The organism is Methylocucumis oryzae (assembly GCF_000963695.1).
Classification (GTDB): Bacteria; Pseudomonadota; Gammaproteobacteria; order Methylococcales; family Methylomonadaceae; genus Methylovulum; species Methylovulum oryzae.
Genome location: NZ_LAJX01000027.1, coordinates 17,680 through 38,315, shown reverse-complemented (window position 1 = coordinate 38,315; position 20,636 = coordinate 17,680). Strand labels below are relative to the sequence as shown.

21 protein-coding genes are annotated in these 20,636 nt (G+C 41.9%); 6 read left to right on the top strand and 15 right to left on the bottom strand.

All coding sequences use genetic code 11. The annotated features are described in order from the left end of the window. The 3 genes from VZ94_RS03760 to VZ94_RS03750 form a co-directional block, all read right to left on the bottom strand. Nucleotides 1-1,740 (bottom strand): AAA family ATPase (locus tag VZ94_RS03760; RefSeq protein WP_045778217.1); only part of this gene is annotated, 1,740 nt, incomplete at its 3' end. A gap of 12 nt (nucleotides 1,741-1,752) precedes the next feature. Continuing rightward, on the bottom strand, nucleotides 1,753-2,079 hold the full coding sequence (clpS, locus tag VZ94_RS03755) for an ATP-dependent Clp protease adapter ClpS (protein WP_045778216.1): 327 nt from the start codon (nucleotides 2,077-2,079) through the stop codon (nucleotides 1,753-1,755). 307 nt (nucleotides 2,080-2,386) lie between these two features. Beyond that, the gene (locus VZ94_RS03750) at nucleotides 2,387-2,788 is read right to left on the bottom strand and encodes a hypothetical protein (protein ID WP_045778215.1); all 402 of its coding nucleotides are present in this window, start codon (nucleotides 2,786-2,788) and stop codon (nucleotides 2,387-2,389) included. Nucleotides 2,789-2,903: 115 nt separating this feature from the next. Between VZ94_RS03750 and VZ94_RS03745 the strand changes: the two genes are divergently transcribed. From VZ94_RS03745 to VZ94_RS27895, 3 genes are all read left to right on the top strand, one after another. Next, nucleotides 2,904-4,658: a GTPase domain-containing protein gene (locus VZ94_RS03745; RefSeq protein ID WP_045778214.1), complete on the top strand. Its 1,755-nt coding sequence runs from the start codon at nucleotides 2,904-2,906 to the stop codon at nucleotides 4,656-4,658. Beyond that, nucleotides 4,639-5,874, top strand: a complete 1,236-nt coding sequence (locus VZ94_RS03740) for a GTPase (protein WP_239649606.1) — start codon at nucleotides 4,639-4,641, stop codon at nucleotides 5,872-5,874. Before VZ94_RS03745 ends, VZ94_RS03740 begins: the two co-directional genes overlap by 20 nt. A 198-nt stretch (nucleotides 5,875-6,072) precedes the next feature. After that, the gene (locus VZ94_RS27895) at nucleotides 6,073-6,237 is read left to right on the top strand and encodes a hypothetical protein (RefSeq protein ID WP_239649605.1); all 165 of its coding nucleotides are present in this window, start codon (nucleotides 6,073-6,075) and stop codon (nucleotides 6,235-6,237) included. Between the two features lie 98 nt (nucleotides 6,238-6,335). Here VZ94_RS27895 and VZ94_RS03735 read toward each other — a convergent pair whose 3' ends face one another. The 7 genes from VZ94_RS03735 to VZ94_RS03715 form a co-directional block, all read right to left on the bottom strand. Continuing rightward, the gene (locus VZ94_RS03735) at nucleotides 6,336-7,325 is read right to left on the bottom strand and encodes an endonuclease/exonuclease/phosphatase family protein (RefSeq protein WP_045778213.1); all 990 of its coding nucleotides are present in this window, start codon (nucleotides 7,323-7,325) and stop codon (nucleotides 6,336-6,338) included. Between the two features lie 153 nt (nucleotides 7,326-7,478). Then, nucleotides 7,479-7,955 (bottom strand): phospholipase D family protein, encoded by a 477-nt coding sequence (locus tag VZ94_RS27890; protein ID WP_239649604.1) that lies wholly within the window; start codon nucleotides 7,953-7,955, stop codon nucleotides 7,479-7,481. Beyond that, nucleotides 7,921-9,075: a phospholipase D-like domain-containing protein gene (locus tag VZ94_RS03730; protein ID WP_239649603.1), complete on the bottom strand. Its 1,155-nt coding sequence runs from the start codon at nucleotides 9,073-9,075 to the stop codon at nucleotides 7,921-7,923. Before VZ94_RS03730 ends, VZ94_RS27890 begins: the two co-directional genes overlap by 35 nt. An 83-nt stretch (nucleotides 9,076-9,158) precedes the next feature. Further along, nucleotides 9,159-10,688, bottom strand: a complete 1,530-nt coding sequence (locus VZ94_RS03725; protein ID WP_045778220.1) for an endonuclease/exonuclease/phosphatase family protein — start codon at nucleotides 10,686-10,688, stop codon at nucleotides 9,159-9,161. A 112-nt stretch (nucleotides 10,689-10,800) separates the two neighbouring features. Beyond that, nucleotides 10,801-11,712: a 1,4-alpha-glucan branching protein domain-containing protein gene (locus VZ94_RS30140; protein WP_338040224.1), complete on the bottom strand. Its 912-nt coding sequence runs from the start codon at nucleotides 11,710-11,712 to the stop codon at nucleotides 10,801-10,803. A gap of 52 nt (nucleotides 11,713-11,764) precedes the next feature. Then, nucleotides 11,765-12,403: a glycoside hydrolase family 57 protein gene (locus VZ94_RS30135; protein WP_275575119.1), complete on the bottom strand. Its 639-nt coding sequence runs from the start codon at nucleotides 12,401-12,403 to the stop codon at nucleotides 11,765-11,767. 6 nt (nucleotides 12,404-12,409) lie between these two features. Next, nucleotides 12,410-13,219 carry a DUF4912 domain-containing protein gene (locus VZ94_RS03715; RefSeq protein WP_045778212.1) on the bottom strand — a complete coding sequence of 270 codons (810 nt, stop codon included), beginning with the start codon at nucleotides 13,217-13,219 and terminating at the stop codon, nucleotides 12,410-12,412. A gap of 417 nt (nucleotides 13,220-13,636) precedes the next feature. Here VZ94_RS03715 and VZ94_RS27880 point away from each other — a divergent pair, with 417 nt between their 5' ends. The 3 genes from VZ94_RS27880 (at nucleotide 13,637) to VZ94_RS27870 (ending at nucleotide 15,735) form a co-directional block, all read left to right on the top strand. Beyond that, nucleotides 13,637-14,596: an alpha-amylase family glycosyl hydrolase gene (locus tag VZ94_RS27880; protein ID WP_239649602.1), complete on the top strand. Its 960-nt coding sequence runs from the start codon at nucleotides 13,637-13,639 to the stop codon at nucleotides 14,594-14,596. Nucleotides 14,597-14,678: 82 nt separating this feature from the next. Further along, nucleotides 14,679-15,044: an alpha-amylase family protein gene (locus VZ94_RS27875; protein ID WP_239649601.1), complete on the top strand. Its 366-nt coding sequence runs from the start codon at nucleotides 14,679-14,681 to the stop codon at nucleotides 15,042-15,044. After that, on the top strand, nucleotides 15,001-15,735 hold the full coding sequence (locus VZ94_RS27870) for a hypothetical protein (protein ID WP_239649600.1): 735 nt from the start codon (nucleotides 15,001-15,003) through the stop codon (nucleotides 15,733-15,735). Before VZ94_RS27875 ends, VZ94_RS27870 begins: the two co-directional genes overlap by 44 nt. 215 nt (nucleotides 15,736-15,950) lie before the next feature. Here the strand turns inward: VZ94_RS27870 and VZ94_RS03705 are convergent, their stop codons facing one another. From VZ94_RS03705 to VZ94_RS03685, 5 genes are all read right to left on the bottom strand, one after another. Next, the gene (locus VZ94_RS03705; protein WP_045778211.1) at nucleotides 15,951-17,498 is read right to left on the bottom strand and encodes a response regulator; all 1,548 of its coding nucleotides are present in this window, start codon (nucleotides 17,496-17,498) and stop codon (nucleotides 15,951-15,953) included. 74 nt (nucleotides 17,499-17,572) lie between these two features. Continuing rightward, a complete protein-coding gene (locus VZ94_RS03700) occupies nucleotides 17,573-18,172 on the bottom strand; it encodes a response regulator (protein WP_045778210.1) in 600 nt (199 codons plus the stop codon). Nucleotides 18,173-18,686: 514 nt separating this feature from the next. Beyond that, a complete protein-coding gene (locus tag VZ94_RS03695) occupies nucleotides 18,687-19,046 on the bottom strand; it encodes a hypothetical protein (RefSeq protein ID WP_045778209.1) in 360 nt (119 codons plus the stop codon). A gap of 84 nt (nucleotides 19,047-19,130) precedes the next feature. Beyond that, on the bottom strand, nucleotides 19,131-19,406 hold the full coding sequence (locus VZ94_RS24180; RefSeq protein WP_131655462.1) for a hypothetical protein: 276 nt from the start codon (nucleotides 19,404-19,406) through the stop codon (nucleotides 19,131-19,133). A gap of 341 nt (nucleotides 19,407-19,747) precedes the next feature. Beyond that, nucleotides 19,748-20,167, bottom strand: a complete 420-nt coding sequence (locus VZ94_RS03685; protein ID WP_045778208.1) for a hypothetical protein — start codon at nucleotides 20,165-20,167, stop codon at nucleotides 19,748-19,750. Nucleotides 20,168-20,636 lie beyond the last annotated feature (469 nt).

Genomic DNA, 20,636 nt, shown 5'->3' with positions numbered 1-20,636 from the left:
GACTTGTAATAACAAGTTGAACACATCAGGGTGAGCTTTTTCCAATTCGTCTAATAACAATACCGCGTGGGGATGTTTAGTGACTTGTTCAGTCAATAATCCACCTTGATCAAAACCGATGTATCCTGGAGGTGCGCCAATTAAACGCGAGACGGTGTGTCGTTCCATGTATTCAGACATATCGAAGCGGATTAATTCAACACCCAAAATCTTAGCCAATTGGCGCGTCACTTCCGTTTTGCCTACGCCGGTAGGCCCTGCGAATAAAAATGAGCCAATCGTTTTTTGATGGTCGCGTAAACCAGCGCGTGATAGTTTGATTGCTGAGGCGAGAGCGCTTATTGCTTCGTCTTGGCCAAAGACTAGCATTTTTAAGTTCTTTTCTAAACTAGCGAGTTTATCAATATCGTTAGAAGAGACAGATTTAGCCGGTACGCGGGCAATCTTAGAAACAATTTCTTCAATTTCTTCGCTATCGATAATTTGTTTACGCTCAGCTTCAGAGGTCATGCGCTGTTTGGCGCCAGCTTCGTCAATGACATCGATAGCTTTATCGGGTAAATGCCTGTCTGTTATATAGCGATCTGATAATTCTGCCGCCAAGCGCAAAGCTTCTGAGGAATATTTGACATCGTGATGCTCTTCAAAGCGGGATTTTAAGCCCTTTAAAATTAATATGGTGTCCGCAACCGATGGCTCTAGGACGTCGATTTTTTGGAAGCGTCTTGCTAACGCATGATCTTTTTCAAATACGCTACGGTATTCCTGATACGTCGTTGAGCCTATGCAACGCAATTGACCAGATGCTAACGCGGGTTTTAGTAAATTCGAGGCATCCATAACACCGCCTGAGGCTGAGCCAGCGCCAATAATGGTATGAATTTCATCAATAAACAAAATGGCATCAGGTTCTTTTTTAAGCTGATTGACGAGCGCTTTTAGACGTTTTTCAAAATCACCTCGGTATTTAGTTCCCGCTACTAATGCGCCTAAATCCAATGAATAAATGACGCTGTTTTTCAAAATATCCGGCACATTTGCTTCAACAATTTTTTTGGCTAATCCTTCAGCAATCGCTGTTTTGCCAACACCGGCTTCACCGACTAATAGCGGATTGTTTTTACGGCGCCGACATAATGTTTGTATTGTGCGTTCGATTTCCAGATCACGACCAATTAATGGGTCTATACGGCCTTGCAGAGCTTCTTCATTCAAATTAGTCGCATATTTTTCTAATGGGCTACCGGAATCGGTTTCTGAGCCACTTTGTTCGGCTTGCCGTTCTTGTTGCATCGGATGTTCTTGATCTGTTTTAGAAATACCGTGTGCTAAGTAGTTAACGACATCTAATCGAGAAATGTCTTGTTTATTGAGCAAATAAACCGCATGAGAGTCTTGCTCGCTAAACAGTGCTACTAATAAATTAGCGCCAGTGACTTCTTTTTTATCAGAGGCTTGAACATGAAACACGGCTCGCTGCAATACTCGTTGAAAACCAAGAGTAGGTTGAGTTTCGCGCTGAATTCCTTGTGGAATTAATGAAATAGTTTCATCAATAAACTGGGTCAATTGGCCGCGTAGTAGTTTTATATTACAACCACAGGCCTTTAGAACCGCCTCAGAAGAAGCATTATCCAACAAGGCTAATAGCAAATGTTCGACAGTAATAAATTCATGGCGTTTATCATGGGCATTTTTAAACGCATTGTTTAATGTGACTTCTAACTCTTTACTTAACATAAATGCTCCAAACTAAACAGCTTCCATCGAACATAATAACGGATGTTGATGTTCGCGCGAGTATTCATTAACAATCACGACCTTGGTTTCGGCAACATCTTTGGTATAAGTGCCGCAAACGCCAACGCCCTGAGTATGGATTTGTAACATAACATGGGTTGCAAGTTCCTCAGACATAGCAAAAAATACCATTAATACCTCAACGACAAAGTCCATAGGCGTAAAATCATCATTTAATAAAATGACTTTGTACAAAGGCGGTATTTTTAGTTTTGGCTTAGCCTCTTGTATGGCTAAGCCATCATCATGATTATCTTTATTCGGGTTAAAATCAGACATGGTACTCGCGCAAAAAGAACTTTATGCTTACTAACATAATGCTATTAGGCAAGTATTTCAAGTCTGATTCTAAGGATAACGTTAGCAACATACTAAAAATAAGTTAGATGAGCAGTGGTTTACTTATTTTAAAAGCAATATCGATGCCAAAATCTTAGCAAAAACCGGTGTTGTTTAGTCATTGCAATAATTAGATTTGGCGTCTTTAAAGTTAGCAGCATGATAAATAAGCTAACTTTTATCGTGAAACCTAATAGCTCTACTGCTGGTTCTAAATGGTATAGAATTAAACAGTTCGATAACGGTTTTACTCCTGGCTACTTTCTTTTTTAGTAGATTTACGATTGTCTTGTTCAAGTCGTTCGCGACCAAATCGAGTAATCATTTCTTCCCAGGTTTTGTACTGGGTATATTCTTGAACACCCGCAGTTTTGCGTTGTTGGTAAATCTCTTTTGCTATCGCTATGATTTCTTCCGGGGTTTTGCCATCAACAGTAGATAAAAATTGTTTGTCGTCTTTAATGTCATCGCGAATCGTCCAAAAAGCAACTTCAAATTCGATACGGTTTTCAGGTAATAAGCGATTTTTTAGTATTTTTACCGATTTAAACGCTGTTTTGCTTGTGTGTCCGTTGATTTTTTGGCCGTTATTGCAAGCGGTTAAAAACGCCAGGCTGGCAATCATCAGCATTATAGATATTTTTTTCATAGGGATAACCTCGATGTTTTCTTGCAGGTCTATGTTATTTATTGTTATTCTCGTCACGCAATCCTATTTACCAAACGCAGTAAAAAGGTCTGTTATTATACTCTGAGCTACAACAATGCTGGAATTTATCCAATTATTAAAACAGCGTTACCAAGCGTTATTAGCTCAGCAAGTCGATGAGGCTGGACGTCAGCGGTGCGTACAACGAATAGATCAGCTTCATCTTACTGAAGCATTTATCCGCAAAGGTGAGTTAACGCAAGTAAAAAATCAACCGGTGTTACAAATTGCCATTATTGGGCCTACCCAAGTTGGGAAAAGTTCGGTAGTGAATGTGCTATTGAATAGTGATATGGCCGGCGTCAGCCCATTGGCCGGTTATACTGTCCATGCGCAAGGATTTTGCCATCTTGTGAACAAGGCGGATAATCAAAGTTTACAGCGCTTTTTCGGCAGGTTTCAGTGTTTAGAGGTATCGGCTTTGCCTAAACATCGGTTTGATTGTTATGCCTTAACTGATGTGGCAGGGCATTCACCTTATTTACCGGCTTGTGTGTTATGGGATACGCCTGATTTTGATTCCATAGATTCGCAGACGTATCGTGAGGGCGTGTTAAGAACGATAGCGCTAGCTGATGTAGTAATTTTGGTTGTTAGTAAAGAAAAATATGCTGATCAAAGCGTTTGGGACATGATGGCGCTATTAGAAGACTTACACCAGCCTACGTTTATTTGTTTAAATAAAATCAGCGAAGGCTCAGAAGACATTTTATTGCGTTCTTTACAGGAAAAATGGCGACAAGTGCGCAGTGATGCCTATCCTGAAACGATTTTGTTGAGTTATCAAAAACTGGGTGGATTGCCTATTTGGCCGGAGATTAACCGGTCTTTGTTGACGCGCTTAAGCGTTAACATCAATGCGCGTAAGCATAATCAATATGAGCTAAGCTTAGTACAAAAATATTCCCCAGGTTGGCTTGAACCTGTTAACGAGGAGCTGCAGGCGCTCTCTGAGTGGCAACAACTGATTGATGGTTTGGTAAAACAAGCCTTGCAAAGCTATCAGCGGGAATTTTTAGACCACCCGCAGCATTATGAAACCTTTCAGCAAGCGTTAGCTGAGTTATTAACATTGCTTGAAATTCCTGGCCTAGCAGGGCTATTAACCGGTGCTAGGAAAGTATTGGTGTGGCCTATTAAGCAATTAATGAAATATGCTAAGAAGCCCGCGCATTTAGCCGATACCAGTCAGGAAGTTGTGTTACTCAATCGGTTGGCGGAGCATTTGTTGATTCAGTTGCAAGATAACATCTTGGACAATGCTGAACGCACTAAGACCGGTTTTTGGAGTAAGGAATTTAGTAGCTTAGTGCGTAGTATTCGAGTCGATTTATTAACCGAGTTTAGTCTTGCTGCTAGGAATTATCATATTGAATTTCAGCGTGATGTAGAAAAAACGGCACATCAATTGTACGATAAATTACAAGAGCAACCCGTTGTCTTAAATAGCTTGAGAGCGACCCGGGTGACTGCGGATGCCGCAGTGATTGCATTAACGTTACATACAGGAGGTATAGGGGTACATGATTTAGTCATTGCACCTGCTATGTTGACGGTGACGTCATTGTTAACCGAAAGCGCGATAGGTGGGTTTATTCATAAACTAGAAATGCAATTAAAACAACAACAACTTCATCACGTTAAACAAAAGCTTTTTATAGAACACATGGCGAAAAAACTGCTGAGCTTGCCGGAGCGAATACCCGCTACTATGCATTTCAATATTTCTACTGAACAATTAAAAGCGTTTGAGCAACAGCTTGCTGAGAAACACTTAACTGAGAAACGACATGGCTTACGCATACTCTGAATTGGTGGAAAAGGCTAAGACATGGGCCGAACACGCGGCAGCCCTAGGGTGGATTAACCAAGAGACGGCTAAGCAGTTAATCGAAACCGATTTAAGAACACCTGAAACTCTGTTTAATAATGGCGCACGGCCATTAATTGTTGCTTTTTTAGGTGGCAGCGGCGTAGGTAAAAGTAGCTTATTAAATCGCTTAGCGGGTAAAGCTATTGCTAGAACCGGTATAGAGCGCCCTACGTCGCGAGAGGTTACGTTGTACCATCACCAAAGCGTTGCGATTCAAAATCTACCCGAACAACTGCCTATCACGCAAATCAAAATCGCCCAACACGAAGAAGAAGCCAAGAAAAACATTATCTGGATGGATATGCCAGATTTTGATACGACTGAACAAAGTAATAAGCAATTAGTGTTGCAATGGTTACCGCATATTGATGTGCTGGTTTATGTGGTCAGTCCTGAGCGTTACCGCGATGAAAAAGCCTGGCGTTTATTGTTGGCAGAAGGGGCGAGACATGCTTGGCTATTCGTATTAAATCAGTGGGATAGGGGCTTAATTGAGCAACACGACGATTTTCGTCAGCAGTTACATAAAGCAGGTTTTTTTGAACCGATAATTTTTAAAACGGTTTGCTTGGACGATAGAGCACATGATGAGTTTTGTAAATTAGAGGAAACGATAGGCTCACTTGCGACAACGCATGTATTGGAGCAATTAGAATGCCGCAATCAACAATTGCGCAAACAAGAGCTTAAGCAAAAGCTAAACTCACAATTACAGACATTAGGCAGCGAACAAACCTGCCAGCAATTACCGCGTTTGTGGCAACATCAATGGCAAGAAGCCTGTACTCAGTTGCAACAAGGCTTCTCTTGGCCCTTACAACAAACAGCCGTTTATTATGCACAACATGCGGCGGATTTAATCACTCATGCAGCACCTAATGGCTTAACGCTATGGGATGATTGGGCGCAAACCCGTTTTAACGATACGCTGGATGAATTAATTCTTAATATCGACCATCAAGGCATACCCATTCAGCCTTTTAAAACCCGCTTGGCTGTGATACGCGATAAAGCCGCCAAAATTATTCAAAGCCAAACCGAATTGGCAGTCAGACAAGCTTTAGCTAATCCTGGTAATGCGCTACAACGCGTTTTTTTAAAAACCATGCGTATCTGTGAAATTATATTACCGCTGTCGGCGATGGCCTGGTAGGTAGCCAAGTGTTTATTGGCTATTACCATAGTAATGTGATGAACACACCTTATCTAGGGGTTGATTTTGCAGTGCATAGCAGCTTGCTAATCGCGTTAACGTGGATAACGCCTTATTTTATCTTGAAGAAAATGCAGCCGTCATTGAGGAAAAGCGCGCTAAAAGGTTTGCAAAAAAGGTCTGCATCAAGCGCTTAGCTTGTTAGAAAAAGAGATTGCAGATTTGATGAATGCGGCGATTATCGAGCATGGCGAGGTTAATAAACAGCTACGTGAAGTGATTGCATTATGTCAAAACGGCGATAGCGATGCGCGTTTATGTATAGAGGCTAATACGCCGTTAGCAAGAATGCTTACTAGTTAAGTCATCTTGGAGTACAACGCTTGCTTTGTACAGTGCTTAACCGGTGCAAGGAAGTTTTGCATTCCGAAAATCAGATTAAGCTTAATGGTCGTGACCGCCTAGGGCTTAAACTGTAATCTAGCAATAATGGCATCATGGTCAGACATGCGCTGGCCATTAGCTAGTGGGCGGGTGTCGATAAACCATAAGTCTGAACTGATTTGGCAAGGGCCGCCTGCCAGAATATGGTCTATGCGCTGGTCAGGGTGTAACTCAGGCATAGTTGCGACGGCATGGCTCAGTGAGAAGGCATTAAACAATAATTGTGGTTCGTTACCTAAAATTTTTTGGTAGCGCTCAGTTGTTGCGGTGCTGTTAAAATCGCCGGTGACAATAATAGGGATGCCTCTTGCTAAAGCGCTAATACGTTCCCTGAATAAGTCGGCGCTAGGTTCTTTATTCGCAGACGCGTTATCAAAAGTGCGTATTAACAAATAAAATTGAAAGTGTGAGTTTTTTTCTTTTAATAATGCCCAGTTGGCGTATCTAACCATAGCCAGTCGTTTAAAGCCAAAACTCATGGGTAAATCTGGCTGCGGTCCCAACCATAACTGACCACTGGTCAATAGGTTGAATTTATCTTTTCTAAACAATAAAGCGGCATCACCGTATTGGAAGGTACCGCGATGATAGCTAACTAGCGTATAATCGTTGGGCGACACGATGTTATGAATATCTTCGTTGGTGTGTGTTTCTTGTAAGCCAATTAAATGTGGCGCATAACTAGCAATGCGTTCGCGTATTTCGGGGGCGCGTGTTGACCACGGTAATGCGCCGCCAGTATCGCCATGACGAAACGTAGCCGCCATGTCTTCTATGAACTGAGAACCATATTCGACGTTATAGGTCATTACCGTGATAGGCTGACTCGTACATTCGTCAAAATGGCGTTCGGGTGTAATCTGAAATTCTGATAAGTCAGGTAACGGATTAGCAAATTCATTACCTAGATAAGCGAATACATATTGCACGCCATTAACACTGATAAATGTGGCGAAAGCAACGATGCTAAACAACGTGATTGAAAACGATTTAAGCCAACGTGACATGAGAGAAGCAGGGTAGTTGAACACAAAAATTCATGGATACTTGCTAAGCATCATCATATCGATAGTGTTAGCTAAAGTCGATAGCCACTAATTTCTCATGGTTAATTGATTAAACCACATGAGCTATTCACTTGGTTTCACACGAGCATGTCATCAATAATAAATCCTAAATAACCGCTGCATCTGCTCAAATTCAAACAAATAAGGTTCGGCTGTTTTGCGATTATGGGCAATGACGAGTAAATCGTGCGAAAACACCGATGTGTTATACCAATTAAAACTGCCTTCTAACACAATATTATCGTCTATAACACAGTATTTAGAATGCAGGGGAGAATAGGGGACAACATGGTCGTCTTGACCATATAACAAACCTACACGAATACCGCTATCTTTTAGCCATTGTACAGCCGGTAATAGCGGGCGCTTTAATTCTTCAGCCATCGGTCTAGGTTCGCCCACCATGCCTTGGCGTGCTAAGTGACCGTTAAACAAAATATGTACATAAACACCTCGTCTATGGGCATGGATTAACGCATCAATGACACTGTCATGATGATCGCCTCGTAATTCACCGATTAAAAATAAAGCGAGTTTAATCGAATGTTTGGCGCGATGAATTTCTGCCAAAATCGCATGGTGCGGTCGGTACAATTTGCCATTTAACATGACATGTCGACCAAAACGTGTATAACACATTGAAGTGGCTTAATGGGTCTATGCCATAACGCTGAATCACACCACCGCGTTGGCTTTGAAAAATATTATCCAGAAGCCTGCACATCCCTTCGGAATGAAATGTCATGCCTGATTCCCAATTAGCCCACCAGCGGTCAAATGTGATGTTAAATGAGCCTAAAATGCAATCTTCATGGTTAAAGATGACAAATTTAGTATGCATATCAGGTAATACTTCAATGAGATGATGCTTAGGCGTGCAAAATACACCGATTAATTCAACTTTGGCATATTTTAAACGAGCATAATTTTGGCTATTGGTAAGCGTCATTTTTCGCCAATCGACAATGCACTGAACTAGTACGCCTTGGTGATGCGCATGGATTAAATGGCTGACAAAATCGGTGTCATCGATGCAATCAACGCTTACTTTTATTGTACATAGTCGGTCAGGATGGGCGTGTTTGCTGCGTATCACTTTATCAATATGCTCGTGGAGATAACGCTTAGGATGGTAAGGGTGATATTGTTGCCCTTTAGTAAATTTAGGCGTTAATTTTAACGATTCATAATGGTGGTTCATCCAATCGACGTCTGCTTGCAACTGGCCTGCATTCAACTCATAGGCTTTATACCGATTAATCGAGGTCCAATCGCTGTTAATATTGCGTGATTGCGGATGCTCATTTTGAATTTGTTGGTAATCCATAAACAAATACTCATGCTGTGATGGTATCGAGTGTTCGTTTAAGTGGATTAAGTAACTGAATTTAATACACAGAATAGGCCCTAATTGGGCTGAGTTTGGCAGAATAAAGAAGTCTCGCGTACTGCGTTTATGGTAATTCCATTGCTCTTCATAGGCGTCGGTATCGATGATATAAGTCTCGATAATATCGTTTGAGCGGTAAACGCGTAAAATAACTTTAACATTGGCTTGTATGCCATGATGGACATGGAAATCAATTTTACCCCAGCGCACGGAAAAGCTTTCTTTTAAGTCGTTGCTACGTGAGAAAAAACCACCTAATTGGCCGTGCACTGGTGTTGCATAATGTTCTGCCGGTTGCATGCTTACTCCCTATAATTCCCTAAACAGCACCATACCGTTTTGCTATGAGTACTTAGTTTTTAGGTGACTCTAAATCGCCATTACTAGCACTTTTTGACTTTCAGGCTTAAGGGTTCAAAAACGAAAAAATAACCGTAATGATCGGACACGCGTCCATAATCACGTTCAGTAAATACTTTATAAGCTTGCGTTGCGGCAAGCTCGCTTAATGGATGGGCAAAAATGTAATCAATTCTATAGTCTGTGGCTGGGTTTATTTGTCGGTAAGGATGAGTGATAGGCCCATAAGGTAATGGATTGTCTGTATTAGCTTGGGCATATTGATCGATATACTGATATTGCTCAATTACCTGCTGGTAGCTATCTGATGTTTGCGCAATATTAAAATCTCCACACAGCAGCGACGCTACGACAGGCGCTTGGTGTAACGCGCTTGCCCAGTCATTTAACCGGTTAAATTGGTTAGCAAAGCCATTTTCTGGCCAACTTAAATGGGCGGTGAAGAAATTAACAAAACCGATATGAGGTATATCAATTTGTGCCATCACGACTTTACGTGAGTGGATATTATAGGTGTCCTCGCTATCTGAGACATAACGCGCTTCGCTATGAATAATGGGGTACCGACTGAGTAGGGCAACGCCCTCACGGTAACGCTCAAAGCCCAAATGAGAAAAATCATTAGCAACATGGTAAGGTGTGGGTAAGCGTTGATTAATCAATTTAGCGGCATTTTGCTCCCAATCGCCATCGCCGTTATTCCAAGGCTCGGCGACTTCTTGAAAACACACTACATCGACGTCTAGTTCATCAATGGCTTTGGCTATTTGGGTTAATTTAGCGTCCTGGTTGTCTTCTTGATAACAATGTAAATTCAATATCATGACTTTAAGTGGCTCATGCGCTAATGTGTAATTAGCTCCGTCATTATTATCCCAATAAACCAGCTCTTCTTGAGTGGTTTCTGCCGATATACAGTAATGAATCCGAAATGTCTGTCCTAATCTAAGCCAAGTATGCCAAATAGATACGTGGTATTGATTAGGATTGCGCGCATTACTGTTATGCTCTTTATCCCAGTAACGGTGTTTAAACAGGCATTGGGTTTTACGCGTAGTCAGCCAATTATCGGTGGTCCAATGCACGGTGACTTGGTTAATCGGTAACGTGCTAGACACCGCAACCGTGATGGGTAAGAAATTTTGTTTATTGGCAATTGTAGGCGTGTAATCGATATGAAAAACAGGGGTGTCAACAAACAGCCTGAGGCCAGAATCGGCTTCGCTACGATAAGGTTTGCCATTATCGTTAGCAATGTAGTCTGTGTTGTTTACGCGATAGCGGCAGACAAATTCGATATTACCTGCCAAAGATTGCTCATTATCTAATTTTATCAGCGTCTTAGCGCACCAAAACTCGTGCGTAGCATTTTTACTACAATGGAACGTCGCCGTTAATGTTTGCTGAACACCATCTTCTCCGCTCCATAAAATATCGACTGACTTATGAAAGCCTAAATTTTCAATCAATAGATAAAACGTCAGCTCTTGTTGTACATAGCTTTTTTTACGATTCATCACGTTAATGACATATAACAGTTGAATTTCGGGCATGGCGACTCCTAAAGTAGCTGTTTGGCCATTAACGTCAAACGGCGCAGTGTGAAATAACGCTGAAACAACGTGACTCAGCATAAGGTAAGTTTATGATTTTAAATTATTTAACCTAATCGCTGGCGAGAGAGCAATAATCTCGAAAATCAAGCGCTGGAAAAATGTTATCCATGATTTCTAAGGCGGTCAAGTAACGTTCGTTAATACGACCACTGCGTACGCTCTCATAGAGATAATTAAATCTGGCTAAGTGATCAGTGACTCGCTTAGTTGCGTAATCCTTAGTGGTGCCCGATTTCATGATAAACGGCCAATCCGACGCCTGAGCTAATAATATGGAGCGCACCGCTTGATTTAATGCTCGCTCTTGTAATGGCGTTAAACTTAATCCTTGTAATTCAAGCACAAATTTTTCCATTTTTGCACTGGCTTGGTATAAATGAGGGTAAATCCAGTCATTGCTGTCATTAATCCAATAACTAAAATAACCGTGTTCACCCCAAGTAGAAGCCGAAGGGATAGAGGTTTGTAAATCCGAATGCTGAGTTAAATAATCGCTAGGCGTCACGGTGCTAATCGAACTATCCGGTTTTGCAGCATTTCTTAAGACATGTTCTAACCACACGGGCCCTTCAAACCACCAATGCCCAAATAATTCGGCATCATAAGGTGCGACAATTAAAGGTGGTTTGGTCGTTTCGTTACCTAAGCGTTGGCATTGCTGTTGGCGTTGCTTAATAAAATCGGCGCTATGTAACACGGCTTTGGTATAGGCTTTTCTAGGTGCATAGAGTTCTTTAGCGCATTCATGACCGGTAATGCGTCGGTATTTAATACCCGTATTGACGCGGGTTTTATCCGCCAATAAGTAAGGTGCTAAATAATCTAACTCCAGTTCAAAACCAATATCGCTGTAATATTCGCGATAATCTTCATCGCCTGGATAGCCTTCTTGAGCGCTCCATACTTGCCGAGAGGATTCAGGGTCACGTGCAAACGCAACAACACCATTCGGACAGCGCAAAGGGGCGTAAACGCCGTCTTTAGCGGGCGTTCTGGCATAAGTAAAACTATGGCTATCGGTGAAAAAGTATTCTATGCCAGCATCGCTTAAAAAAACGTTCTAAGCCAGGATAATAACCGCATTCAGGCAACCAAAAGCCTTTAGGAACAAAACCAACATGTTGGTTAAATGTGTCAATACCCACATCAATTTGATTTCTTACTGCGGTTTCACTGGCGCTAAGCAATGGTAAAAAACCATGCGTTGCAGCCGTTGTGAGCAATTCTAACTGTCCCATTTTTTGGTGCGATAAGAACGCATTAAGCAAATCGCATGCATATTGCTCTCGATACAAGGTTAATGTGTGCTGATAATAACGCCGATACAACCGTGCTAACGCTTGATGCGCACGGTCATGTCGAGTTCTGCGAATTTCTTTATCGCTTAACTCGATTAAGTTATGTAAATAGCGTAAATAACGTTGCTGCAGTAATTCATCGCGCCACATCGTAATAAGTGTCGGCGATAGCGATAACGTCAGACGATAACGCACCCGCTCGTGTTGTAAACGGTTTAAAACACCGAGTAACGGAATATAACATTCTGTCATTGCCTCAAATAACCAGTTTTCTTCAAAAAAACTGTCATATTCAGGATGCCTAACATAAGGCAAATGGGCATGAAGCACCAGACAGAGTTGGCCTTGGCTCATTGATGGCTACCTTATTAGCGCTGATGCCAAACTGTTGGATTTATAAGATGATGTTATAGGGGGAACCGCATAAATGCCATCATCATTTACGCTCTTAAACTGTGCTAGAGCTGATAAAAATAATTGAACGTTGCGCTCATGGCTGTCGGTAAGCGGTAAATAATTAATCATTATGCATTCATCGTAGACCTTTTCATCAACAGGGCGTGAGTCATCTATGAAGCTTTCATTAGATACCGGTTTGATATGAGGTACTTGTACCGTGTTTGAGTGCGCAAGCTGAATAAAATGGGCATTGGCGTCAAGTGAACCGACTGCCGCAGAGTAATATTCGCCCGACAAAGGCACACGCAGTTGTTGTCTATTTTTTTCGGTGTTTAAAGGTATATCAAACCAAATGTGTTTTGCCGTTGTTAATGTCCCATCAGGATGCCAATATACCCGTAAATGTAAGGGGTGAGCTTGAGGTGCTTGTGTTGTCATGACTGACCAATACGCATAAATATGAAAAGGATCGACTGGAAGTAGCAATACGTCAGGCAGCGATTCATCAGCGTCAGGTGTGTAATTTAATCTAACTTCTTGATTGATATTTAAAATTTCTTGCATGGTCAAGCGGGTATTAGAATATTGGCTGCTAAACGTTTTATTGGGTATTTTGTTTTGATTCGATAATGTTTTATGTTCGTCAAAACTAGAAAACAAACCAATTCTCTTTGGTGAGTAATTGAAAGCAATTTCTTGACTTATTTCAAAGAGTTCTTCCGATGACAAAGTAATTTGGGTATCATACCCAAAGCGGGAAAATTTTTTCACGTTTCTAAACCATCGCTAGTTGTTTTACGGAGAATTGATAAACAAAACAGGCTACCAACGCAAAGCGGAACAGGGTATTCAGGGCGCAGGACGCCGTAAATACATCCCTGTAGGCTTGGCGGCAGCATCCCTGCTGCCAACACCTACACCTTAATACCCTGTCCCTGCTAAAGTGCGTAGCCACAAAACAGATTTAATGCCATGCGCAGCTGTTGACCACTCCGTAATAAATCAGGGGTAATCCATCAAAAACCCGACTATTGAAGACTGTATCCTTTGGCACTTTTTTTTGCAAGGCATTTTAGTCTCTAACGCCCATAATCATTAATTTGTAAAAATGGGTTTAATCTCTCTTTCAGGATTATTGACATCAACCGCTGCAAACATAATATTTTACTAATTCTGTACGAGCGTAATATGGAAATGCAAAGGTCACACTATAAACTTAAACCTGGTTCGCCTTATCCTTTGGGTGTCAAACTCAATGGGCATGGCGTTAATTTTTCGATTTTTAGCCATCATGCGACGGCTGTGGAATTGTTATTATTCACTAGCTCAGAATGCGAGCAACCGTTCCAGGTTATTAAACTTAATAAGCAAACTCATCGAACCTTCTTTTCTTGGCATGTTTATGTCGTTGATTTACCTGTGGGGACTTGGTACTGCTGGCGCTTAGACGGCTTAAACCAGCCTAAGGAAACGGGTTTGCGTTTCGATAAGGAAAAACATTTGCTAGACCCTTATGCGCGCGCTGTAAGCAATAAGCGTTGGCATAGAGGTGCTGCCTGTTTGCCTGGTGATAATGGCAAAACAGCGATGCGCGCGATGGTTGTTGATGATAGCTACGACTGGGAAGGGGACCAGTTGCTTAATATCCGTAGCGAAAAAGCCATTATTTATGAATTACACGTAGGTGGTTTTACCCGGCATCCGTCTGCGCAAGTCAAAAATCCGGGTACATTTGCCGGTTTAATCGAAAAAATTCCTTATTTAAAATCATTAGGCATTACTCACGTTGAGTTACTGCCTATTATGGCGTTTGATGAGCAAGATGTTCCTAGCCATACCGCAGATTTAGGCTTAAAAAATTATTGGGGCTATAGTACGCACAGTTATTTCAGTCCTCATCCAGGTTTTTGCGTTACCCCTGAACAAGGCACGCATATTCGTGAGTTTCGAGATTTAGTTAAAGCTTTGCATAAAGCGGGGATTGCTATCATTTTAGATGTGGTTTTTAACCACACTGCCGAGGCAGGGGCAACAGGACCCTTAATTAATTTCAAAGGTATTATTGGCGAAATTTTTTACTTATTAGATCATCATGACAAATCCATATTTTTAGATTTTTACCGGCTGTGGCAATACGGTAAACGCTAATCACCCGCTGGTATCACGTTTTATTATTAGTTGCCTGGAATACTGGGTCAGAGAAATGCATGTTGATGGCTTTAGATTTGACTTGGCTAGTGCGTTAGCCAGGGGCGAGGGCGGCGAAGTGTTGCATAATCCACCGGTGCTTTGGGGTATAGAGTTGTCTGAGCAATTACAAAAAACCAAGTTAATCGCTGAGGCGTGGGATGCGGCCGGGTTGTATCAAGTGGGTAGTTTTCCAGGCTATCGCTGGGGCGAATGGAATGGTCGTTATCGTGACATTATCCGTCGTTTTGTTCGAGGCGATAAAGGGATTATCCGAGAAGTCGCCACTCGTATCTGCGGTAGCAGTGATTTATATCAATCACAAGACCGCTTGCCAATTAGCGGTATTAATTTCGTTACTTGTCATGACGGTTTTACGCTATACGATTTATTTAGTTACAACGTTTAAACATAACGAAGCGAATGGCGAGAATAATCGCGACGGTTGTAATAACAACTTAAGTTTTAATTGCGGTTTTGAAGGTGAAACAGAGCATCAAGAAACGCTACGTTTACGCAGACAATTAGCCAAAAATGTATTTACCATTTTATTATTAAGTCAAGGCGTGCCTATGTTGCTAGCGGGTGACGAGTTTTTGCATACCCAACGCGGCAATAATAACGGTTATTGCCAAGACAATGAGTTATCTTGGCTTAATTGGCAAATGGTGGAAGCAAACGCAGATATTTTTCGTTTCGTACAATTAATGATAGCGCTGCGTAAACGTCACCCTACATTAATGCGTAGACGCTTTCTAACCGGTATGCCCGACGAAGGCAAAACCTTAAAAGATATTACTTGGCATGATGCAACGCCTGAGCGGGAATTGAATTGGTATGATTCAGACAACCGAACGCTCATTTTTACTTTAGCGGGGCTTGATGAAGATGAGCCTGATCTTCATGTGGTGTTAAATATGGATGATGGCGAGAAAACCATTGCACTGCCCGAGATTTCAGGCAAGCAGTGGTGTTTAGCAGTTGATACAGCTAAAGCTAGCCCTTTTGATATTGTGCCTGTAGAGCAGCAAACCCCAGTCACAGCTAGTTATCGGGTATCGCTTAAAAGCGTTATTGTATTTGAAAATAGAATACGCTAATCAGTGTGGTTCGTAACGTAAGTCGGGACAGGGTATTCAGAAGTGCGGGACGCCGTGAATACATCCCTGTAGGCTTGGCGGCAGCATCCCTGCAGCCAACACCTGAAGCTACAAGGATGTGGTGAATGCAGAAAACGCACGGCTGCAGGATGCAGAGCAATGCAGGAGCTATTGTCGAGGAGCAGTTTTCTGCTTCTCTGAATATCCTGTCCCTACTAATGCTGCGCTAACCAAGCAAGCAGTTGCGGGCTGTCCATGGATGGAGCGATGAATGTTCCTTGCACAAATTGGCAGTTTAGCTTTAAGCAGTCCATGAATTGCTGTTGATTAGATATGGCTACGGCGCTTAGAACAGGATTTAGTCGGTTTAAAACATCCAATAAGGCGTGTGTATTATCATGCTGAGTTAGCATTGCAATGCTATCAGACTTGAGCTTTAGGTATTGCACAGGCATTCGCTGTAAATAGCAAAGGGTTAGCTCAGTAATCCCCATATCTTGTAACGCAAATCCAGCGCCTTTAAGTTGTAAGCGATTGATAACTTCTAAGGCAATAGCAAAATCTACAACCGGCTCATCGGCAAGCACGACGAAAACAAGTTGTTTTGCAGAAACCCCTAGCGCTTGTAATGTCGCAAAGATAGTATCCGGTAATGTTCTGTTGTTAAGCCAATTTGCAGATATTAATAGCTCCAAGTTTAGCCGGTATCCTTGTCGTGACCATTTAACGGTCTCTAATAACGCTTTAGTCAATAAAATCTCAAATATAGCTGATGATAAGCCTTGATGACTGGCTAACTGAATGAGTTCGCAATAAGTAGTTAATTCAGGTTGTTCAAAGCCAGTAAGCTTAGCGGTAATACTATGCGGGTGACGAGAAGGGAGTTCAATAGCAGGTTCGTAGCACACCATTAATTGCGCCAATTTTATTGCAGGCGTTGTTTGCGTGGGTGTGTCAGATGGAGTTACGCTAGTTATTTCAGGTTGGAAAGCAAGATTGTTGCTTAGCGCGTTTTTAATCTCAGTCAGTATTGCCGTTAATTCTTGCAGTAATTGCAATGACGGAGCTAGATGATTGAGTTTTGCTTGTAGTTCTAGCGTTTGCGCAACGGTAGCAAAGCGTTTTGCACCTACAGCGCGCGCTGATGATTTCAGCTTATGCATATATAATGCAACCGGCTGAGTATGATGTTGTTCCAGTGCAAGGTAACATGACGCAATATCGCGCTCAGCCGTTGTCACAAACAATTCAATTAGCGCGGTTAAACGCGTCTCATCAAGTATGCCAACAGATGCTTTTAGATACTCAATATCTAAAAGGTCAGAATTTAATCGCGTGTTAGTTTGGGTTTGAACAGGTTCTATTTCCTTTGTTTCACTAGTTAACCAACGCTTAAGCATGCTACGCAACGCCGACATTTCTATCGGCTTTATCAGCACATCGTCCATACCGGCGGCTAGGCAGGTGTTTAATTCATCGGCATATTGAACGGCAGTAATAGCAATGATAGGAATATGAGATTGCCGCTCTCGCTCTAATGCTCGGATGGATTTAGTCAGCTCCAAGCCATCCATGCCAGGCATGTGTTTATCAGCCAGAATTAATGCATATTGACCTAAACGCCATTTTTCTAACGCGCTATTCCCATCGTCAGCTATGTCCACTTCATAATTTAATACAGCGAGTTGCATGCGCAACACGGCCTGATTAGCCGGATTATCTTCAGCGACTAAAATACGAGTTTTTGCTGACGTGTTTTGCATTTGCGGCTTGTTTGTGTGCTAGACAGCTGAGTGATGAAAGGTGGCGCGTCATGATACGTTATGAAGAAAATGCATCAATACCAGGGCGTTTTTGCCAAATGCTCAATGAGCAATCTCAATGCAACAAACGGAATAGGCTTCGGGTAAACGGGGATATTATCAGGTAAGCCGCCTTGGGCGTCGATTTCTTGCGCAGACAAGCCGCTTACCACAATGATGGTGGGTTTATGGAGAGAATTTAGCGAGTTTAAGCGCCTAATCATCTTAAAACCATCTAATTCCGGCATTGCCAAATCGGTAATAATGACATCAGGTGAGTGTCTGCCAATATAGATTAGACCATCGAAACCATCTTCAGCGATTAATAAGCTGACCGGTAGATTCCAGTCGCTAAAATGCTGACGATAAAGTTCGCGTTGTACTGGCTCATCTTCAACGACTAAAATTTTAAGCTTACCCGGTATAGGGCCTGAGCCGAGCACAGCTTGTTGTCGATTGCGTAAAGCCTCAACCGCTGTTGCCGCAATTCTTCTATGACCACCGGCCGTTTTCCATGCTGGCAATAAACCCGTTTCAACCCAGGCCTGAACTGTTGACAGTGCTACGCCTAGCCTTGCAGCTGCTTGACGGGTTGATAAAAACTCGTCTGAATTTGAATTATTTAGAGTATTCATGTTAGTTGCCAAAAATAGAGAGCATAATAAACGGAGATGCTAGGCAAAACCTACTCCGCGCTGACTCAAAATCCGAACTCGACGTAATCATTCAGTACTCCGCTTTGAAAAAGAGGGGAGAGTCTATGTCCCCCTCAATCCCGCTTTTTCAAAAAGGGGAGGTGAGTGCTACGATTCGACTTGTTAAAAAGCGAGTTATTATATCCGATATGCCTTCATTTCAAGTCATCAAGCCAAGAAGTTTTAGCATAACTTAAAACCTAAAGGTTATTTTGCGTTATGATATTAAATTCCTAGTTTGACAGTAGGTTTTTAGTATTCTATCAGCTATGTTCTATTGATGTAAAAACCTGCTTCAAAAACCCAGGTAAAAAACGTTTCATATCGGTTCAAACATTTTTACCTGAGGTGTTTTTGGTGAGAATTAATCAGTTAATGCTCGCCGCCACTTTTACATCTAACCGCGCCGTTGCTATCTGGCATGGTTTTTATTTATTGCATTGATGCGTCAGTACTAAATGCGCTTAATGCTGGCTTCGATTTTTTTTGTTTCTAAGCGTGCCATTGCTAAGTTAGCTCGGCTTCTATCGAGCGCAACATAAATAAAGATTTCACGGTTTGACGATAATGGACGGAGTAAATGGTATTGCGTGCCTAAGCTAATTAAAATATCTTCGATATGGTCGTCACCTAAATCAATCGCATCCATCGCTTTCAATTTAGTCTGTAATACTTCGGTATTGGCTGCTGCGGCAATTTCAATGGGGAAACTACCTACTACGATGGATTCTAGCATCATGCCGCTGCTGGAATCGACTAACGCTGCGGCGATAAAGCCATCCAATTTTTTTAATGCTTCTACTGTTGCTGCCATAACTTACTCCTTATAAAACGAATGTGCCGCTGACAAAAAATATCATACTCGTAGCGGCTGCTAAGCATGATAAAACGTGATTTGTTAACCTAGTCGAATCGTTTGCGCCAGCAATTGATTAACTAATTTCATCATATCGTCGCGGCTGCGCGCGTCGACTTTTAATACCGGCCAAGATTCTCCTCTGGCTTCGATAAATTTTGCATACTCATTTAATGACGGTGTCGGCTTAAGGTCATTATGTGTGACGCCGATAACGGCATAATTGTTGCGCAAAAATTCTTTATGGGTATCCAAATAGTAATTTAATTCAGTTAACACATTAGAGTTTTCATTGTTAACTAAAATTATGATTCCCAATGAGTTTTTAATTAGAATCCCGCTCATGAAGTCGAAACGACGTTTGACCGGGTGCGCCATAAACTAAAAGCTGTGTTTCATTGCTTAAATTGAGCGTACCAAAGTCCATGGCAACCGTTGTTGTCTTTTTAAGGTGTTGGTTATGGTCGCTAGGCGCAGCTTCTGTTGAGACAACATCCCCATCGCTTAATGTTTTTATTGCAGTTGTTTTGCCAGAGCCTACACTGCCAACGATTAAAATCTTTAAGCGCTCGCGCCAATCAAATGGTTTTTTCTTACTAACGTTAACTTGAAGCGTGTCATCGTTGACACTATTTTTCGGCGTTCTTGCAGGTGGTGTTTTAGCCCATGTCTTTGAGATTTCTTTCAGTAAAATGGTAAATTCCAGCGCTGATGGCGCAGCTCCACCAAAAGGTCTTTTTTAAAAACCAACGCGTCTGCTCAAAATTGTAGTTAGTATAGGCAATAATGTGATCATGATAAAAGCGGTCTTGAAAACCTAGCCATGAGGTTAAGTCTTGTGCGGCATCGGCAGCAACAAGTAAGAAATCGGCTTTTTCCGGTTCGCTGACAATTTCCCAGGGTTGTTGCCAGCGCTTAGCATGAGCAAATAGACTGTTCATTCTAAGCTGCTCATAGTCATCATTAAATCCTAAAATAGCAATTTGAATCGGCCGCACAGTAGACTCCATTAAAGGCAAATGACTAGCGGTATGAGCCAAATAATCAATAGGCATTTTGTTTAAAGGCTGACCTGCCAAAATTATTGTTAATGTTCATAACCATCCACCTTGTTCAGAAAATTAATTCACTCTCAAATCATGGTTAAATAATATACCGAAAATGATGATATGTCTATTTTTAATTTATATGTTTAAATTAAAACCGTAGTCATTGTCAGTATATTCAATTGCTAAGGCGCACCTAATCAGAGACATAGCTTTGCACGCCCGTCCTCGGTAGAGATGACGGGTGCGCTTATAAACTATGTTTTTAGTTTGGATGGGGATGTAAATGACAAGAGGTGGCTCTAAGATAAGCCTGGATGTGTAACAATCTGATTGCAGCCAAGCTACAGGCTACCAACGTAAAGCGGGACAGGATATTTAGGGTGCAGGACGCCGTAAATACATCCCTGTAGGCTTGGCGGCAGCATCCCTGCTGCCAACACCTGCACCCTAAATACCCTGTCCCTGCTAAAGTGTGTAGCCAAGCTGCGTGAGAAGTGAG

Excerpts from the sequence above, each read along its gene's own strand:
- clpS (WP_045778216.1), bottom strand. The coding sequence starts at position 2,079 with ATGTCTGATTTTAACCCGAATAAAGATAATCATGATGATGGCTTAGCC.
- VZ94_RS03750 (WP_045778215.1), bottom strand. The coding sequence starts at position 2,788 with ATGAAAAAAATATCTATAATGCTGATGATTGCCAGCCTGGCGTTTTTA.
- VZ94_RS03745 (WP_045778214.1), top strand. The coding sequence starts at position 2,904 with ATGCTGGAATTTATCCAATTATTAAAACAGCGTTACCAAGCGTTATTA.
- VZ94_RS03740 (WP_239649606.1), top strand. The coding sequence starts at position 4,639 with ATGGCTTACGCATACTCTGAATTGGTGGAAAAGGCTAAGACATGGGCC.
- VZ94_RS03735 (WP_045778213.1), bottom strand. The coding sequence starts at position 7,325 with ATGTCACGTTGGCTTAAATCGTTTTCAATCACGTTGTTTAGCATCGTT.
- VZ94_RS03730 (WP_239649603.1), bottom strand. The coding sequence starts at position 9,075 with ATGCAACCGGCAGAACATTATGCAACACCAGTGCACGGCCAATTAGGT.
- VZ94_RS03725 (WP_045778220.1), bottom strand. The coding sequence starts at position 10,688 with ATGCCCGAAATTCAACTGTTATATGTCATTAACGTGATGAATCGTAAA.
- VZ94_RS30135 (WP_275575119.1), bottom strand. The coding sequence starts at position 12,403 with ATGAGCCAAGGCCAACTCTGTCTGGTGCTTCATGCCCATTTGCCTTAT.
- VZ94_RS27880 (WP_239649602.1), top strand. The coding sequence starts at position 13,637 with ATGGAAATGCAAAGGTCACACTATAAACTTAAACCTGGTTCGCCTTAT.
- VZ94_RS27870 (WP_239649600.1), top strand. The coding sequence starts at position 15,001 with ATGACGGTTTTACGCTATACGATTTATTTAGTTACAACGTTTAAACAT.
- VZ94_RS03705 (WP_045778211.1), bottom strand. The coding sequence starts at position 17,498 with ATGCAAAACACGTCAGCAAAAACTCGTATTTTAGTCGCTGAAGATAAT.
- VZ94_RS03700 (WP_045778210.1), bottom strand. The coding sequence starts at position 18,172 with ATGAATACTCTAAATAATTCAAATTCAGACGAGTTTTTATCAACCCGT.
- VZ94_RS03695 (WP_045778209.1), bottom strand. The coding sequence starts at position 19,046 with ATGGCAGCAACAGTAGAAGCATTAAAAAAATTGGATGGCTTTATCGCC.